The sequence below is a fragment of the Brucella oryzae genome (assembly GCF_041929965.1).
Classification (GTDB): Bacteria; Pseudomonadota; Alphaproteobacteria; order Rhizobiales; family Rhizobiaceae; genus Brucella; species Brucella oryzae.
Genome location: NZ_JBHEEO010000007.1, coordinates 242,792 through 257,440, shown reverse-complemented (window position 1 = coordinate 257,440; position 14,649 = coordinate 242,792). Strand labels below are relative to the sequence as shown.

The window sequence follows — 14,649 nt, the reverse complement described above, 5'->3', positions numbered from 1 at the left end:
GTTGTGGCTGGGAATTGCAATATCGGCTGTCATGCATGCGGGCTTCCTTGCCGCATCATGCCGTCTTGCCCCGCAGAATGTCGCCCCGGTTCCGGTGCGCGCATATCCGGCAGGGCTTCACCGGAGCGCCCGACGCTTAAGGTGGATGCGCTATGCATGAAGAAGCGATAAGACGTTACGCCGCACTGGCTGTGCCCAGATATACGTCTTTTCCGACTGCCGCAGATTTTATGCCTGTCGGTGTTGAGACGACGCATCGCTGGCTGCGCCAGATTGGACCGGAAGAAAGCGTCTCCCTTTATATCCATGTGCCTTATTGTCGGCAGCTCTGCCACTACTGTGGTTGCCATGCAAAAATGGCAGTTCGCAACGATGTGGTTGAGAATTTCTGCATCTCTTTGCTCAGCGAAATCGAAACTGTCAGCAAGAGCCTGACAGCGCGGCCCAGCGTGGTCCATCTCCATTGGGGTGGGGGGACGCCTTCCATTCTCAATCCGCGCCAGTTTACAAGCATTCTGGCTGCTCTGCGCGTTGCGTTCGATTTTGCGCCCGAGATGGAACATGCCATCGAGCTTGACCCGCGCACGGTCACGCCGCAATTGGCGCGCACGCTTGCGCTCATGGGGGTCAATCGTGCCAGCCTCGGCGTACAGGATGTCGACGGTGAAGTGCAGAAAGCCATCGGTCGCATTCAACCGATAGAGACAGTTGCTAAGGCTGCCAGCCTTCTGCGGGAAGTCGGTATTGATCGTCTGAACTTCGATCTCATCTATGGCCTGCCGTTACAGACCGTCGAGACACTGCGCGAGACATGCGAAAAGGTCGCCGCACTCGAACCTGACCGCGTTGCCTGCTATGGCTATGCACATCTTCCACAGCGGCGCGCCAATCAGCGCCTGATTGATGCAAGTCTTTTGCCGGATGCTGACGAACGCTTTGCTCAGGCGCGCGTGGTTGCGGACAGTTTCATCGGTTTCGGCTATGAGTCGGTCGGGATCGATCACTACGCATTGCCGGACGACAATCTGGCCATTGCTGCGCGCAACGGAACACTGCATCGCAATTTCCAGGGCTACACGGACGACCGCTGCCAAACATTGATCGGTCTCGGACCCTCATCCATCTCGCAGTTCCCCGGCGGTTATGCCCAAAATATCTCGGATGTGAAGCAATATTCCAAGCGTGTTGAAGCGGGTGACCTTGCAACGGTTCGCGGCTATGCGATGCGCGAGAGCGACCGTATCCGGGCCGGTATCATCACGGCCCTGATGTGCAACTTTCGGGTTGATCTGAATACGACGGCGCCGGGCGTGGAGTTCTCCGACGAACTGGCCTTGCTGCGCCCTCTGGTGGCTGACGGGCTGGTGGAAGTTCGCAATGGGGTCATCAGCGCAACGAACGACGGTAAACCGCTGATCCGTCTGGTCGCGGCTGCTTTCGATGAATTTCGCAGGGAGACGATGCACGGCTTCAGTTTCGCCGTCTGAACTTGCGTTGGAACAAAGAGATAGAGCCTGAGATGCTCTATCAAGAAAATGCTGCTGCACCGGGCCGTCAAAAGGTCAGTAGCATGGGAGCACCGCCGTTGGGGGACGTGCGGTGCTCCACTATTTTGAGCACAACCCGAAAGCCTAACCGGCTTTCGGGTTGTGCGTTTTGCATATGGCTTAAGCCTTACGGCTCTCCAGCTTGGGCAGGAAAATCGTCAGCAGACCGAGCAGCGGCAGATACGAACAGATATTGTAAACATACTCGATGCCCTTGTGATCCGCGACGATGCCGAGGACGGCGGCCGCGATACCGGCCATGCCGAAAGCAAAGCCGAAGAACAAGCCCGATACCATACCGACACGGCCCGGCAGCAGTTCCTGTGCAAACACCACGATTGCCGGGAAGGCAGAGGCGAGGATCAGGCCGATGATCACCGTCAGCACAGCCGTCATTTCCAGGTTCGCATAGGGCAGGGCCAGCGTGAACGGCAGGACGCCGAGGATCGATGCCCAGATCACCTTGCGCGCACCGATCTTGTCGCCGATCGGACCGCCGATGATCGTTCCCGCGGCTACTGCACCGAGGAACAGGAACAGAAGCAGCTGCGATGCCTGCACCGTCACGCCGAAATGGCTGATGGTATAGAAGGTGTAGTAGCTGGTTAGGCTGGCCATGTAGATGTACTTGGTAAAGACCAGCATCGCCAGGACACCAACGGACACCAGAACCTTGTTGCGTGGAAGCGGAAGGGTTTTGTCGGGCTTGGCCTTGCTGGCATTGGCAATCCGGTAGCGATTATACCAGTTGCTGACATACCAGAGCAGCATCATCCCGATGAGTGCGGCGACAGAGAACCACGACACGCTGATCTGGCCGAAAGGCAGAACGATGAACGCTGCCAGAAGAGGGCCGATCGATGAGCCGAAATTGCCGCCTACCTGAAACAGGGATTGCGCAAAGCCATGACGTCCGCCGGAGGCAAGACGTGCCACACGGGCCGCTTCCGGATGGAAGACGGACGAGCCGAAGCCGACAAAGGCCGCTCCAAGAAGCAGGATCGAATAGTGATGCGCTGTCGCCAGAAAGACGAGTCCGACAAGCGTGCACCCCATGCCGAAAGGCAGGGAATAAGGCATTGGCTTGCGGTCGGTATAGATACCCACGAGCGGCTGCAGTATCGATGCCGTCATCTGGAAGGTGAAGGTCAGGAGGCCGATCTGCCAGAATGACAGACTATAGTTGTCCTTCAGCATCGGATAGATGGCCGGAAGGAGCGACTGCATCATGTCGTTCAGGAAATGGCCCATGCTTGTGGCCAGAATAATGGCCAGGACAGTATTGTCCGCGCCGCTGTTTGATGGCTGCTGTGCAGCACTCATGCTCATACTATTACTCCGAAGATGAAAGTCGGTCTTCAGGCGTATTTCCTGCAGATATTTTCCGACCACAGGAAATAAGGCACTCAAGGAAATTGCGGGGTGTTGATGAGAAGCCAGCGAAAATTCACGAATTTGACGTTTGAACAGGCGCTTGTCCTGCTCGAACGTCAAAATCATTCCGCCAGCGAATGTCGCGACCCATTCTCAGCAAGCTATTAATAGGACTATTGCCTCTCGCCCGCTTTCGTGTTTTGGTCCAATAGTTTCGAGAGTGGGCCAAACACAGGGCAGAGCTGCAATGAAACCGAAGTCTCCACCAGGGCTTTTATTGCCGGGAAGTGAGGAACTGCGGAAGTTCCACGAGCAACGTATCGCCATGCTGGAAGGCATGAGCGGACCGGTGATTGCTCTGCCGACGCGCTATCCTGACGGCTATTTCGTGCCGCGCCATCGTCACAGCCGGGCACAGCTTCTCTGCGCCTCTCAAGGGGTGGTTCTGGTGACGACGGATGCCGGACGCTGGATGATACCAAGCGACCATGCCATGTGGATACCGGCCGGCGTGGAGCATTCGGTCGAAATCCTCGGCGAAGTCTACATGCGCTCGATCTATATCTGCGTCGACGCGGTATCTGGTGTGCCGGATTATCTGCACGTGGTCGGGCTGACCGACCTCATGCGGTGCCTCATCACCGATGCGACAGCGCAGGACAGCACGCCGGAGCCGGATAGTCGCGATGCGCTGGTGATCGAGCTGATCCTGCGGGACCTCCACACATTACCGCAACGTTCTCTGGGCCTGCCCTTTCCATCCGATCCACGCTTGCAGAAGCTATGTCGTGAATTCGTGAAAAAGCCTTCTTCGCGCGCCACAATTGATGACTGGGCTGACAAGATGGCGATGAGCCGACGCTCATTCACCCGGCATTTCCAGCGGGAGACCGGCGTAAGTCTTTCAGTCTGGCGCCAGCAGGCATGTCTGTTTGCTGCGGTTCCCCGGCTTGCGGAAGGGGAGGCGGTGACGAGCGTGGCGCTGGATCTGGGTTATGACAGCGTTTCCGCTTTCACGACGATGTTCCGCAGGATGCTTGGTGTTTCGCCGCGGTTTTATTTGCCGAGGCTGGACACTGTTCCTTTCGAACGCAGTGATAGTGCCTCGGCTCTGGCTGAATAATAACAATTGTGTCCGCGATGGGAGAGCATTAATAGAAGCGCATGTTGTTTCAACGCCGACATCCTCCGACCAGAAAAGAGCGTCTAAGGCTTCTGGTCTGGCCGCGCCGCTCCTTCTCCCGTTCCTTCCGCTACGGTGGAAAGCGGATTCTGCGCATCACTGCCTCGCCTCACGCCGTCGCAGCAGGTCTCGCCGTTGGCGTGTTTTCGGCATTTACACCTTTCTTCGGCTTCCATCTCATCATCGCAATCGTGCTGGCCTATTTCCTTGCCGGAAATATTGCCGCCGCAGCGCTTGGCACGACACTTGCCAATCCGCTGACGCTGCCCTTCATCTGGGGCAGTACGTTCGAGCTTGGCCGTTTCATCATGAATGGCAGTATCGATAATGCTCCACCGATTCATCTCGGGCGGGCGCTCGAGACCATGCATTTCGATGAAATCTGGACACCGCTTCTAAAGCCGATGCTGTTCGGCTCGACGATTCTGGGCGCGGCCTTCGCTGTCGTGGTCTATTTCGTTACCCGATTTGCCGTTTCGGCTTTCCGTCGTCGCCGTATCGAGCGCCTTGCCGAAAAGCATCGTCTGCACCGCGAACAGGAGCTTCAAAAAGTATGATCGTCGGTATAGGAAGCGATCTTATCGATATTCGTCGTGTCGAAAGTACTCTTGAGCGCCATGGCGACCGTTTCCGCAACCGGGTCTTTACCGAGATCGAGCAGAAAAAATCGGACGGACGCAAGCAGCGTGCTGCATCTTATGCAAAGCGTTTCGCGGCGAAGGAAGCCTGTGCGAAGGCGCTTGGAACCGGCATAGCAAAGGGCGTTTTCTGGCGAGACATGGGGGTGGTCAATGCACCTTCCGGAAAGCCCACCATGCATCTGACCGGCGGTGCCGCGAAACAGCTGCAGAAACTCTTGCCCGCTGGAACGCGTGCCGCCATACATCTGACAATTACCGATGATTTTCCTCTCGCACAGGCGTTCGTTATCATCGAAGCCCTGCCTGAGACAAAATAATTGCGATTGTGACAGGTAACTCCTGCTCATAATCGTGCGATAAACCGGCGTTCTGCCGGCGGCCTGATTGCGTCATGCATTCATAGTCGTTATTAGATCGCGTTATCGGAAGCGGAGATACAATGAGCGTGTCCAGCAAGAGTGAGACAAAAAAATCCGGCGGCCTTGGCGAAACCATCAGCGTTATCGTGCAGGCGCTGCTGCTGGCACTGGTCATCCGCACCCTGCTTTTTCAGCCTTTCAGCATACCGTCGGGCTCGATGCGCCCCACGCTGCTGGAAGGCGATTATCTGTTCGTTTCGAAATATGCCTATGGTTATTCGCGCTATTCGCTGCCGTTCGGCCTCGATCTGTTTTCAGGCCGCATCTGGAGTGCGGAGCCGAAGCGCGGTGACGTGGTGGTGTTCAAACTGCCGAGTGATCCTTCCGTCGATTACATCAAGCGCGTGATCGGCCTGCCGGGCGACCGCGTGCAGATGCGCGGCGGCGTGCTCTATATCAACGATCAGGCGGTCAAGCGCGAACGTGTCGGCACGATCGACAATCCCGACGTGACGGAAGTGAACCGCCCCGTTGAGGTCTATCGCGAAACCTTGCCGGACGGCGTGACCTACGACACGCTCGATCTCGCGCCGAATTCCATCGGTGACGACACGCGCGTCTTCGAGGTTCCGGCCGGTCATTACTTCATGATGGGCGACAATCGCGACAATTCGCTCGATAGCCGTTTCGGCGTCGGATATGTGCCGTTTGAAAATCTGGTCGGTCGCGCGAACATCATCTTCTTCTCCATTGCCGACAAGGCAAGCCCGCTGGAAATCTGGAAATGGCCGACTGATGTACGCTTTGGTCGACTGTTCAGTTCAGTCAATGCCGCGCCGCATACGGCCGTAACCGGAAACTGAAATGGCTTCGGCAAATCAGGCAGCAGCAATTCTGGAGCAGCGCACCGGACACCGTTTTCTCAATCTGAAACGGCTGGATCGTGCGCTTACCCACTCAAGTGTGCAGGCGCCGTCGCGCGCAAATTATGAACGTCTCGAATTTCTAGGCGATCGCGTTCTGGGACTGACCGTCGCGGAAATGCTTTTCGACGAGTTTCCTGAAGCATCCGAAGGTGAACTATCGGTTCGCCTCAATGCGCTGGTGAATGCAGAAACCTGTGCAGCGATTGCCGACGAGATTGGGCTTGCCGATCTCATTCACACCGGTTCCGATATCAAGTCACTGAATGACAAGCGCCTTTTGAACGTGCGCGCAGACGTGGTCGAGGCGCTGATCGCCACGATCTATCTTGATGGCGGGCTGGAGGCCGTACGGCCTTTCGTCAAGCGCTATTGGGAAAAGCGATCCCTGCAAACGGGTGCAGCCCGCCGCGACGCCAAGACCGAACTGCAGGAATGGGCGCACCAGCAGGGCAATGTCCATCCTTCATACTCCATCATCAGCCGTACTGGCCCAGACCATGATCCGCTATTTATGGTGGAGGTGACGGTCAAGGGCTTTGCCACGGAAACGGGCGAGGGGCGTTCGAAAAGAATAGCCGAACAGAACGCGGCGGAAGCGATGCTTTATCGTGAAGGCGTCTGGAAGCGTGACAATTCCGCTTGATGCAAGAATTGGCGTTTTTTAAATCGAGATCGGTTATAATTAGTCTTATACGATATGTCGCTTTCATCAGCGGTTTTGTCGTACTTGGAATGCCGTACACAGGGGGACGGCGGCGTTCTGCAAGGAAATATCGTCTGGAAGGATAAAGAATGAATAATCGGACGACGCCGGTTGACGGCGACAACGAGGCAGGTCAGACCCGGTCCGGCTTCGTGGCGCTGATCGGGGCGCCGAATGCGGGGAAATCCACGCTGGTCAACCAGCTTGTGGGAACGAAGGTTTCCATCGTCACGCACAAGGTGCAGACGACGCGCGCCCTCGTGCGCGGCATATTCACCGAAGGTCAGGCGCAGATTGTCCTGGTGGACACACCGGGCATTTTCCGGCCGAAGCGCAGGCTAGACCGCGCCATGGTCACGACGGCCTGGGGTGGCGCGAAGGATGCCGACATCATTCTGGTTCTTCTCGATTCGCAAGGCGGCCTGAATGAGAACGCCGAAGCGCTGCTTGCGAGCATGAAGGATGTGCGCCAGAAGAAGGTTCTGGTGCTCAACAAGGTTGATCGCGTCGATCCGCCGGTCTTGCTGGACCTTGCGCGCAAGGCCAATGAGCTGGTCGCTTTTGACCAGACCTTCATGATCTCAGCGCTGAACGGCTCGGGCTGCAAGGATCTTGCAAAATATTTGGCTGAAAACGTGCCGAACGGCCCCTGGTATTATCCGGAAGACCAGATTTCCGACATGCCGATGCGCCAGCTTGCAGCCGAAATCACCCGCGAAAAGCTCTATCTGCGCCTGCATGAAGAACTGCCTTACTCGTCCACGGTCGAAACCGAACGCTGGGAAGAGCGCAAGGATGGATCAGTCCGCATTGAGCAGGTGATCTATGTCGAGCGTGAAAGCCAGAAGAAGATCGTGCTCGGCCACAAGGGTGAGACGATCAAGGCAATCGGGCAATCCGCACGCAAGGAAATCTCCGAGATACTGGAACAGACGGTTCATCTCTTCCTTTTCGTGAAAGTACGTGAGAACTGGGGCAACGACCCGGAACGTTACCGCGAAATGGGTCTTGATTTTCCAACCTAATTCATAAAGCTGGCGGCCATGGAATGGCGCGATGAAGGCATAATTCTCGGGACACGACGCCATGGCGAGACAAGCGCCATCGTGGAAGTGATGACCCGTGAGCATGGCCGCCATATGGGTATGGTGCGCGGCGGGCGTTCCCGCCGCATGCAGCCCTTGCTGCAGCCGGGCAATCATGTGGATGTGACATGGTGGGCGCGGCTGGATGAGCATATGGGCAGCTTTACCATCGAACCGCTGGAATTTGCTGCTGCCCGCCTCATCGAAACGCCGGTGGCCCTATACGGTATCCAGCTGGCAGCCTCGCACTTGCGTCTTCTGCCGGAACGCGATCCGCATCGCGGCCTCTATGAGACATTGCGGCTTATCATCGAACATTTTGACGATCCGCTGGCCTCTGGCGAACTGGTATTGCGCTTTGAAGTGATGATGCTTGAGGAACTTGGCTTCGGTCTTGATCTCAAGGAATGTGCCGCAACAGGCGTCAGGGAAGACCTGATCTATGTGTCGCCGAAATCCGGGCGCGCGGTCTGCCGTGATGCGGGTGCACCATGGGCTGACAAGCTTCTGCTGCTGCCGGGCTTCGTCAATAATACGGCTGTTCGCGCTGCATCCTATGACGATATCGACCATGCTTTCACGATGACCGGTTATTTTCTGATGCGGCATGTATGGGAGCCACGTGCCGTCACCCCGCCTGATGCGCGTGGCGGGTTTCTGAACGCCCTCGGGCGAGCGATCAATGTCTCACAGGCAAGCTGAAAACCTCACCTTCGAAGGCTTCCGCTCCACGTCCGATTGCGCGTATGGCTGCAACCATTCGCCCTTGTCGCTCTAAAATTTCGTCTGCGAGCGATATGAGCCTGATATTCGGCGTTGCCGATGGCGAGAGGCTGCGAACAAGTCCGGCAAGTTCGCTTTCATTGAATGCCGGGTTCAAAGCGGATGCAATGATGTAAGCCGCAGCCGTGGAACGGGAAATACCGGCATAACAATGGATGAGCAAAGGCGCATCCATGGACCAGCCCTTCGCGAAGTCCAGAAGCGCCTGCACGTGGCCTTCATCGGGCGCAACCAATCCTGCGCGCGGTTCAACAATATCGTTGAATGTGAGCGCCAGACGGACGGCATCAAAACCGTCGGGCAGAGCCGCCGGGTCTTCGCTTCCAAGCGTTACGACATGGCTTGGCCGGTGCAATGCAAGTTGCATTGCCAGTTGCGACAAGGGTGTCACGATGATCCGGCTCATCGGCTTTGCCGTGCTTTTTCCAATGCCGCAAACCGTGCGAGGAAATCCGTCTGCGCGTCCTGCGTGGGACGCGGTGCTATATCCAACCCTGTCGGATCGAAACCACGCGGGCGCCCGAAATATTTGACGGCCTCGGCCTCGGTGAAACCGGCAAGCCGCGTGGCTTCAAAGAAAGCGGCAACCTGATCGGCGCGCTTGATCTGTGTCTTGAGCTTGGTAGGCACGGCGACCGGCAATGAGAAACGCAGGTGAATGGCGTTTTCCAGCCGCGTTTCAATCATCTTGTAATTGCCGCCCATCACCGCCTTGAAGGGGGAGATCATGTCGCCGATCACATATTCCGGTGCGTCGTGCAGGAGCGAAAGCAACTGCCACTCGATACTGGCATCGGGCACCAGACGGATGAATATCTGATCCACCAGCAGCGAATGCTGCGCGACCGAAAACGCATGTTCACCGATAGTCTGACCGTTCCATCGCGCAACACGGGCAAGACCGTGAGCAATATCCTCGATCTCAATATCGAGCGGCGAGGGGTCGAGCAGGTCGAGGCGGCGCCCCGACAACATGCGTTGCCAGGCACGCGTTTTGCCGGAAGATCGGTCGGCGCTGGCCATCAGGCGTTACCTGCGTCAGTTTCTGGAAACCCGAACCGCACATGCGGCGGCAAGGTGAGCGTTATGGGCGTTTCACCTGCCAGAATCGGACTGCCTGCATCTATTGCATCCTTGACACGATCGATGCGCACAAGCGCGATGCCGATTGTGTCAGCGGAGCTTCCCATCGTGCCGATCTCGCGCCCGTCCACGGTAATGGGCGTACCCATCGGGGGGAGGCCTCCTTCTGAACGAGCCACCAGAACGCGCCGCCGCGCCGTGCCGCGATGCTGCATGCGCGATACGACTTCCTGTCCGATGAAACAGCCTTTCGGGAAGGAGACGCCGCCGGTCTGGTCGAAATTGACGTCATGCGGGAAGACGTCATTATAAGCGAAATCCGCTTCGCCTTCCGCTATGCCATATTCTGCGCGCAGCTTCGTCCACGCGCTTTCATCGGTCGTGCCATCTGCCGGCCCGTAAATCCGACGAACATTCAGTTCGTCTGGAAAGCGGCTGTCGCGCTTGATTGAATCATTCTGTGAAGAATGTGATTCATTGTGCCAGGAAACACTGACAAGCGATTCTGGCAACTGCTTTATTTCGGCTTTCGCGCGCAGTCTGTAGAGGGTGATACGCTTGATGAAATCGGCGGCAATGCTTGCCGGGAGATCGAAACGCAAGCCGCCATCAATGCGTGAAACGACAAAGTCGAACAGGATTTTCCCTTGCGGAGCGAGCAATGCTCCCGGTTTCAGGTCGTCCGGTCCGAGCTTGTCGAGATCGGTTGTAATCACGGCTTGCAGAAATTTTTCCGCGTCGTCACCCGTGATGTGAACCAAAACCCTGTTTGAAAGATTTACCGTTTCAACTGCCGTCGTCATCGCTTCGTCCTTGCCTTTCGCGCCCTCGTTACGTAAGCCCCAATGGAAAGGCTCGCAAGTCCTATCAATCTGGCAGGAGACAACCATGGCCGAAACATTCGATACGATCTTGAAGGGTGCAACCATCGTCAATCACGATGGTACAGGCCAGCGCGACATCGGTATTCGCAATGGTCGCATCGCTGCCATCGGTTCTCTTTCCACCCATGCGGCGGGTGAGGTGATCGACTGCACCGGCCTGCATATTCTGCCCGGCGTGGTGGATAGCCAGGTCCATTTCCGTGAGCCCGGCCTTGAACACAAGGAAGATCTCGAAACCGGTTCGCTTGCCGCCGTACTGGGCGGCGTGACCTCGGTTTTCGAAATGCCCAACACCAAGCCGCTCACCACATCCGCCGAGACGCTGGAAGACAAGGTGAGACGTGGCCGCCATCGCATGCATTGCGATTTCGCTTTCTGGGTTGGCGGCACGCGTGACAATGCGAAAGATGTTGCCGAACTGGAACGCCTGCCGGGCGCTGCCGGCATCAAGGTTTTCATGGGCTCGTCCACCGGTGATCTGCTTGTTGAAGACGATGACGGCGTCCGCTCGATCCTCAAGAACACGCGCCGTCGCGCCGCCTTCCATTCGGAAGACGAATTCCGGCTCAAGGAACGTGAAGGCCTGCGCGTTGAAGGCGATCCGTCGAGCCACCCGGTCTGGCGCGACAAAGTAGCAGCGCTTCAGTGCACGGAACGGCTTGTGCGCATCGCGCGCGATACGGGCGGGCGCATTCACGTGCTGCACATCTCCACTGCCGAGGAAATCGACTTCCTGAAAGATCACAAGGATGTCGCGACATGTGAGGCAACGCCGCATCACCTCACCTTGTCGGCGGACGACTACAAGACGCTTGGCAATCTCATCCAGATGAACCCGCCTGTGCGCGACAAGCGCCATCGCGACGGTGTCTGGAAGGGGATCGATCAGGGTATTGTCGACGTGCTCGGCTCCGACCATGCCCCGCACACGCTGGAAGAAAAGCAGAAACCCTATCCGGCTTCCCCATCCGGCATGACGGGCGTACAGACGCTGGTGCCGATCATGCTAGACCATATCAATGCTGGCAGGCTCACGCTGGAACGCTTCGTCGATCTTTCCAGCCATGGCCCGAACCGCATTTTCGGCATGGCTCGCAAGGGGCGCATCGCGGTCGGCTATGATGCCGATCTGACCATTGTGGACATGAAGCGCCGAGAAACGATCACGCATGAGCAGGCCGGTTCGAAAGCTGGCTGGACGCCCTATCATGGCAAGACCGTCACCGGATGGCCGATTGGCACTTTCGTGCGCGGTATCAAGGTGATGTGGGAAGCGGAAATCGTAAACGCCAACAAGGGCGAGCCGGTGGAGTTCCTCGAAGCATTGCCGCATCGTTGAAGGTCGTCTCATGTTTGTTGTCAACCTGACCTACACCAAGCCTCTTGAGGAGATCGGGAGGCATCTTGAAGCGCATCGGGAATTTCTGGACCGGCAGTATGCGGATGGTGTTTTTCTGGCTTCCGGACCGAAAAACCCACGCGATGGCGGCGTGATCCTCGTAAGCGGCAAGGTCAGCAAGAGTGAGCTGGACGCGATACTGAAGCTCGATCCTTTCAGGCAATACGAACTGGCAACTTACGATGTCATCGAGTTTACGCCCGCGAAATATGCAACTCCTCTTGGTGATCTTCTTTAAGATAAGGAGCTGGTAACGGATTGGCGTAATCTGTCCGCTCTTTGTCCGTGAGGCGGCTTTTAGTTCTGGTTGCAAGGCGTATTTTCTCCCTATAGTCTTTTGATAGGGAGAACAAAAATGTCCGCTCAAGATACGGCTTTGCTGGTTATCGATGCTCAGGAATCATTCCGCCACCGGCCTTATTACCGGGACGAAGAGGTGGGCGCCTATATCGAGCGCCAGCAGGCGCTGATTGATGGCGCCAAGCGTGCCGGTATTCCGGTGGTGCAGATTTTCCATGTCGAGAATGAAGGCCCGTTCTCGGAAGCATCGGGCCTGGTGAAGGCAATCTCGCCGCTGTCGATTGAACCGGATGCGGTGTTCCGCAAGCGCCGCCACAGCGCGCTGGTCGGAAGCGGGCTTGACGTGTGGCTGGTTGCCAACGGTATTCGCCGTGTGCTGGTTTCCGGCATTCGCACCGAGCAATGCTGCGAGACGACAACGCGGCAGGCATCGGATTTTGGATATGATGTCGATTTCGTCAGTGAGGCGACATTGACCTTTCCTATGACGGACGCAAGCGGTCGCGAGTGGAGCGCTGCCGATATCAAGTCGCGCACCGAGCTTGTTCTGGCCAATCGCTTTGCCCGTATTGTAACCGTGGAACAGGCGCTGGCTGCACCGGGAGAGCGGAAGGCAGCATGAGTGACCATGCGGACATTGTCCGGATAATTCCGGTTTATGTCGTCATCCCGCCGCGCGTGCTTTTACTCGATGTGGCGGGACCGCTTGAGGTCCTGCGCAAGGCGAACCTTGAACAGCATAAGGTGCGGTTCGACGTTCATTATATTGGGCCTGCGCCAACTGCGCTGAGCTCCATTGGCTTGCCGGTGGCGGGCGTAGAGCCTTTGCCGGAAGCATTTCCAGATGACGCGCTGGTCATTGTTTCGGGCGCCGCCGATGTCCCGCTGGGAGATGCTGAGATTGACCGATCCGCTGATGCGGCACTGGAAAAAGAGATCGTTCTATGGCTTCGCCGGGCGGTGCGTCCCGGCGTACGGTTGGTGACGATCTGTTCCGGTGCGCTGCTCGCAGCGCGGGCAGGGCTTCTCGACGGCTATTCCTGTACTACCCATCACTTGACGATCAATGAACTTCAACGCCTGGCTCCCGCGGCGCGTGTCCATGAAAACAGGCTGTTCGTTGAAGATGGTGAAAGGCTGACAAGCGCGGGAATCACCGCAGGCATCGATCTGATGCTGCATATCGTTGCCGGGCTGACCGATCACGCCACGGCGCTGGCCGTCGCGCGTTATCTGGTCGTCTATTTGCGGCGCAGCGGCAATGATCCGCAGCTGTCGCCCTGGCTTGAGGGGCGAAACCATATGAATCCGGTCGTGCATCGCGCACAGGATGCCATCGCGCACGATCCGGCTGCGGATTGGTCGGTGGAACGGCTGGCGGATATCGGCGGGGCAAGCCCGCGCAACTTTTCGCGTCTGTTCAATGAATATGCCGGAATGACGGTGACGGACTATGTCAATCGGCTCAAGATCAGTCTTGCGCGCGAGATGCTTCTGCATTCCGAACTCGACATAGAGAATATTGCGGTGCAGGCGGGTTTTGCTTCCGCCCGGCAGTTTCGCCGGGTCTGGCAACGCATCTACAATGAGCCGCCGAGCCGGATACGTTTTGGCGTCTGACTATTCGCCCGCAGTGAAGAAGCGCCAGCTACCGTCCGGCCCGATGCCGATACTGTAAAAGATATAGCCGCCCGCCTTCTTCATATCCTCGAAATCACCGGCGGTGACGATTTCAAAAAGTTCCACGATCTGGGGTGGCGTCAGCTTATCGAGAGGCATGGCGTAGAAATAGGGCCAAACATAGACTTCATCGTCCTTGCCTGCATTCAGGTGCACATAGCCCGTGTCCAGCAGATCGACGATGATCGCCAGCACCTCGCGGCCAGCTTCATCGCCCGAAAGCGATTTGAGGAAATCGATGACGTCTTCCTCGTGTTCTTCCAGCGAGAGCTGGGTGGCCTTGTCCTCGACGCCGAGGAGCGGTCGCAGTTTCTCGATGTCACCGGAACGAGCTGCTTCCAGCATGCGTTCACGCGTCAGCCTTACAGGTTCGGGCAGCATGTCGAAATCGCGATGGATTTCCGGCATGGGTTTGGTCGCCGAAGCCGGGGCAGGCGCGTTGTCCGGCGATACGCGTGGCGCGGCGCGCGGAAGCGCGCGGGGCAGGGGAATGGGGGAAGAGCTGTCGCCTTCATCCGCCACAGCGCGGGCACCGGGCCGCAGCGGGAAATCCGACCGATCGGCCAGCGCGACTTCAAAAGGGCTGACGGCTCCTGCGGGCAAAACGATGCCGCAGGCAAGGATTATCCCGGCCAATAGAGTTCGGGGCGAGGCGGAGTTCCGGATCGGGAATGGCATTTGGCGCTGGAAGGGGACGCCGGG

General features: G+C 57.4%; 17 protein-coding genes. 12 read left to right on the top strand and 5 right to left on the bottom strand.

Translation table 11 applies throughout. The features are described from left to right. Window positions 1–152 precede the first annotated feature (152 nt). Window positions 153–1,487: an oxygen-independent coproporphyrinogen III oxidase gene (gene hemN / locus JNC70_RS10270; RefSeq protein WP_104753749.1), complete on the top strand. Its 1,335-nt coding sequence runs from the start codon at window positions 153–155 to the stop codon at window positions 1,485–1,487. Between the two features lie 180 nt (window positions 1,488–1,667). Here the strand turns inward: hemN and JNC70_RS10265 are convergent, their stop codons facing one another. Further along, on the bottom strand, window positions 1,668–2,876 hold the full coding sequence (locus JNC70_RS10265) for an MFS transporter (RefSeq protein ID WP_104753806.1): 1,209 nt from the start codon (window positions 2,874–2,876) through the stop codon (window positions 1,668–1,670). Between the two features lie 292 nt (window positions 2,877–3,168). Between JNC70_RS10265 and JNC70_RS10260 the strand changes: the two genes are divergently transcribed. The 7 genes from JNC70_RS10260 (at window position 3,169) to recO (ending at window position 8,520) form a co-directional block, all read left to right on the top strand. Beyond that, the gene (locus JNC70_RS10260; protein ID WP_104753750.1) at window positions 3,169–4,044 is read left to right on the top strand and encodes an AraC family transcriptional regulator; all 876 of its coding nucleotides are present in this window, start codon (window positions 3,169–3,171) and stop codon (window positions 4,042–4,044) included. A 41-nt stretch (window positions 4,045–4,085) separates the two neighbouring features. Beyond that, window positions 4,086–4,661, top strand: a complete 576-nt coding sequence (gene bspA, locus JNC70_RS10255; protein WP_104753751.1) for a type IV secretion system effector BspA — start codon at window positions 4,086–4,088, stop codon at window positions 4,659–4,661. Beyond that, window positions 4,658–5,062 (top strand): holo-ACP synthase, encoded by a 405-nt coding sequence (gene acpS / locus JNC70_RS10250; RefSeq protein WP_104753752.1) that lies wholly within the window; start codon window positions 4,658–4,660, stop codon window positions 5,060–5,062. The genes bspA and acpS overlap by 4 nt, the downstream gene beginning before the upstream one ends. 122 nt (window positions 5,063–5,184) lie before the next feature. Then, entirely contained in the window at window positions 5,185–5,967 is a 783-nt protein-coding gene (lepB, locus tag JNC70_RS10245) for a signal peptidase I (protein WP_104753753.1), read from the top strand. 1 nt (window position 5,968) lies between these two features. Continuing rightward, window positions 5,969–6,673, top strand: coding sequence for a ribonuclease III (rnc, locus tag JNC70_RS10240; protein WP_104753754.1), 705 nt, complete (start codon window positions 5,969–5,971; stop codon window positions 6,671–6,673). A gap of 149 nt (window positions 6,674–6,822) precedes the next feature. Further along, entirely contained in the window at window positions 6,823–7,758 is a 936-nt protein-coding gene (era, locus tag JNC70_RS10235; protein WP_104753755.1) for a GTPase Era, read from the top strand. Window positions 7,759–7,776: 18 nt separating this feature from the next. Continuing rightward, a complete protein-coding gene (gene recO, locus JNC70_RS10230; RefSeq protein ID WP_104753756.1) occupies window positions 7,777–8,520 on the top strand; it encodes a DNA repair protein RecO in 744 nt (247 codons plus the stop codon). Here the strand turns inward: recO and JNC70_RS10225 are convergent. The 3 genes from JNC70_RS10225 to ygfZ are packed head-to-tail and all read right to left on the bottom strand — an operon-like array spanning window position 8,498 to window position 10,487. Then, entirely contained in the window at window positions 8,498–9,007 is a 510-nt protein-coding gene (locus JNC70_RS10225) for a tyrosine phosphatase family protein (protein WP_104753757.1), read from the bottom strand. The two genes, recO and JNC70_RS10225, sit on opposite strands and share 23 nt — an antisense overlap. Beyond that, window positions 9,004–9,624 carry an HD domain-containing protein gene (locus JNC70_RS10220; RefSeq protein ID WP_104753758.1) on the bottom strand — a complete coding sequence of 207 codons (621 nt, stop codon included), beginning with the start codon at window positions 9,622–9,624 and terminating at the stop codon, window positions 9,004–9,006. Before JNC70_RS10220 ends, JNC70_RS10225 begins: the two co-directional genes overlap by 4 nt. Next, window positions 9,624–10,487 carry a CAF17-like 4Fe-4S cluster assembly/insertion protein YgfZ gene (gene ygfZ, locus JNC70_RS10215; RefSeq protein ID WP_245414687.1) on the bottom strand — a complete coding sequence of 288 codons (864 nt, stop codon included), beginning with the start codon at window positions 10,485–10,487 and terminating at the stop codon, window positions 9,624–9,626. Before ygfZ ends, JNC70_RS10220 begins: the two co-directional genes overlap by 1 nt. Window positions 10,488–10,572: 85 nt before the next feature. On the opposite strand from ygfZ, the gene JNC70_RS10210 reads away from it, so the two are divergent. The 4 genes from JNC70_RS10210 (at window position 10,573) to JNC70_RS10195 (ending at window position 13,887) form a co-directional block, all read left to right on the top strand. Beyond that, on the top strand, window positions 10,573–11,907 hold the full coding sequence (locus JNC70_RS10210; RefSeq protein WP_104753760.1) for a dihydroorotase: 1,335 nt from the start codon (window positions 10,573–10,575) through the stop codon (window positions 11,905–11,907). 10 nt (window positions 11,908–11,917) lie between these two features. Beyond that, complete coding sequence (locus JNC70_RS10205) at window positions 11,918–12,205, top strand: YciI family protein (protein ID WP_104753761.1); 288 nt, start codon at window positions 11,918–11,920, stop codon at window positions 12,203–12,205. Window positions 12,206–12,322: 117 nt separating this feature from the next. Beyond that, on the top strand, window positions 12,323–12,889 hold the full coding sequence (locus JNC70_RS10200; RefSeq protein ID WP_104753762.1) for an isochorismatase family protein: 567 nt from the start codon (window positions 12,323–12,325) through the stop codon (window positions 12,887–12,889). Continuing rightward, window positions 12,886–13,887 carry a GlxA family transcriptional regulator gene (locus JNC70_RS10195; RefSeq protein WP_104753763.1) on the top strand — a complete coding sequence of 334 codons (1,002 nt, stop codon included), beginning with the start codon at window positions 12,886–12,888 and terminating at the stop codon, window positions 13,885–13,887. Before JNC70_RS10200 ends, JNC70_RS10195 begins: the two co-directional genes overlap by 4 nt. On the opposite strand, the gene JNC70_RS10190 is transcribed toward JNC70_RS10195, so the two are convergent. Then, window positions 13,888–14,625, bottom strand: a complete 738-nt coding sequence (locus JNC70_RS10190; protein WP_374788586.1) for a hypothetical protein — start codon at window positions 14,623–14,625, stop codon at window positions 13,888–13,890. It abuts the gene before it with no gap. Window positions 14,626–14,649 lie beyond the last annotated feature (24 nt).

Coding starts and splice junctions, on each gene's coding strand:
- hemN (WP_104753749.1), top strand. CDS start 153: ATGCATGAAGAAGCGATAAGACGTTACGCCGCACTGGCTGTGCCCAGA.
- JNC70_RS10265 (WP_104753806.1), bottom strand. CDS start 2,876: ATGAGCATGAGTGCTGCACAGCAGCCATCAAACAGCGGCGCGGACAAT.
- JNC70_RS10260 (WP_104753750.1), top strand. CDS start 3,169: ATGAAACCGAAGTCTCCACCAGGGCTTTTATTGCCGGGAAGTGAGGAA.
- bspA (WP_104753751.1), top strand. CDS start 4,086: ATGTTGTTTCAACGCCGACATCCTCCGACCAGAAAAGAGCGTCTAAGG.
- acpS (WP_104753752.1), top strand. CDS start 4,658: ATGATCGTCGGTATAGGAAGCGATCTTATCGATATTCGTCGTGTCGAA.
- lepB (WP_104753753.1), top strand. CDS start 5,185: ATGAGCGTGTCCAGCAAGAGTGAGACAAAAAAATCCGGCGGCCTTGGC.
- rnc (WP_104753754.1), top strand. CDS start 5,969: ATGGCTTCGGCAAATCAGGCAGCAGCAATTCTGGAGCAGCGCACCGGA.
- era (WP_104753755.1), top strand. CDS start 6,823: ATGAATAATCGGACGACGCCGGTTGACGGCGACAACGAGGCAGGTCAG.
- recO (WP_104753756.1), top strand. CDS start 7,777: ATGGAATGGCGCGATGAAGGCATAATTCTCGGGACACGACGCCATGGC.
- JNC70_RS10225 (WP_104753757.1), bottom strand. CDS start 9,007: ATGAGCCGGATCATCGTGACACCCTTGTCGCAACTGGCAATGCAACTT.
- JNC70_RS10220 (WP_104753758.1), bottom strand. CDS start 9,624: ATGGCCAGCGCCGACCGATCTTCCGGCAAAACGCGTGCCTGGCAACGC.
- ygfZ (WP_245414687.1), bottom strand. CDS start 10,487: ATGACGACGGCAGTTGAAACGGTAAATCTTTCAAACAGGGTTTTGGTT.
- JNC70_RS10210 (WP_104753760.1), top strand. CDS start 10,573: ATGGCCGAAACATTCGATACGATCTTGAAGGGTGCAACCATCGTCAAT.
- JNC70_RS10205 (WP_104753761.1), top strand. CDS start 11,918: ATGTTTGTTGTCAACCTGACCTACACCAAGCCTCTTGAGGAGATCGGG.
- JNC70_RS10200 (WP_104753762.1), top strand. CDS start 12,323: ATGTCCGCTCAAGATACGGCTTTGCTGGTTATCGATGCTCAGGAATCA.
- JNC70_RS10195 (WP_104753763.1), top strand. CDS start 12,886: ATGAGTGACCATGCGGACATTGTCCGGATAATTCCGGTTTATGTCGTC.
- JNC70_RS10190 (WP_374788586.1), bottom strand. CDS start 14,625: ATGCCATTCCCGATCCGGAACTCCGCCTCGCCCCGAACTCTATTGGCC.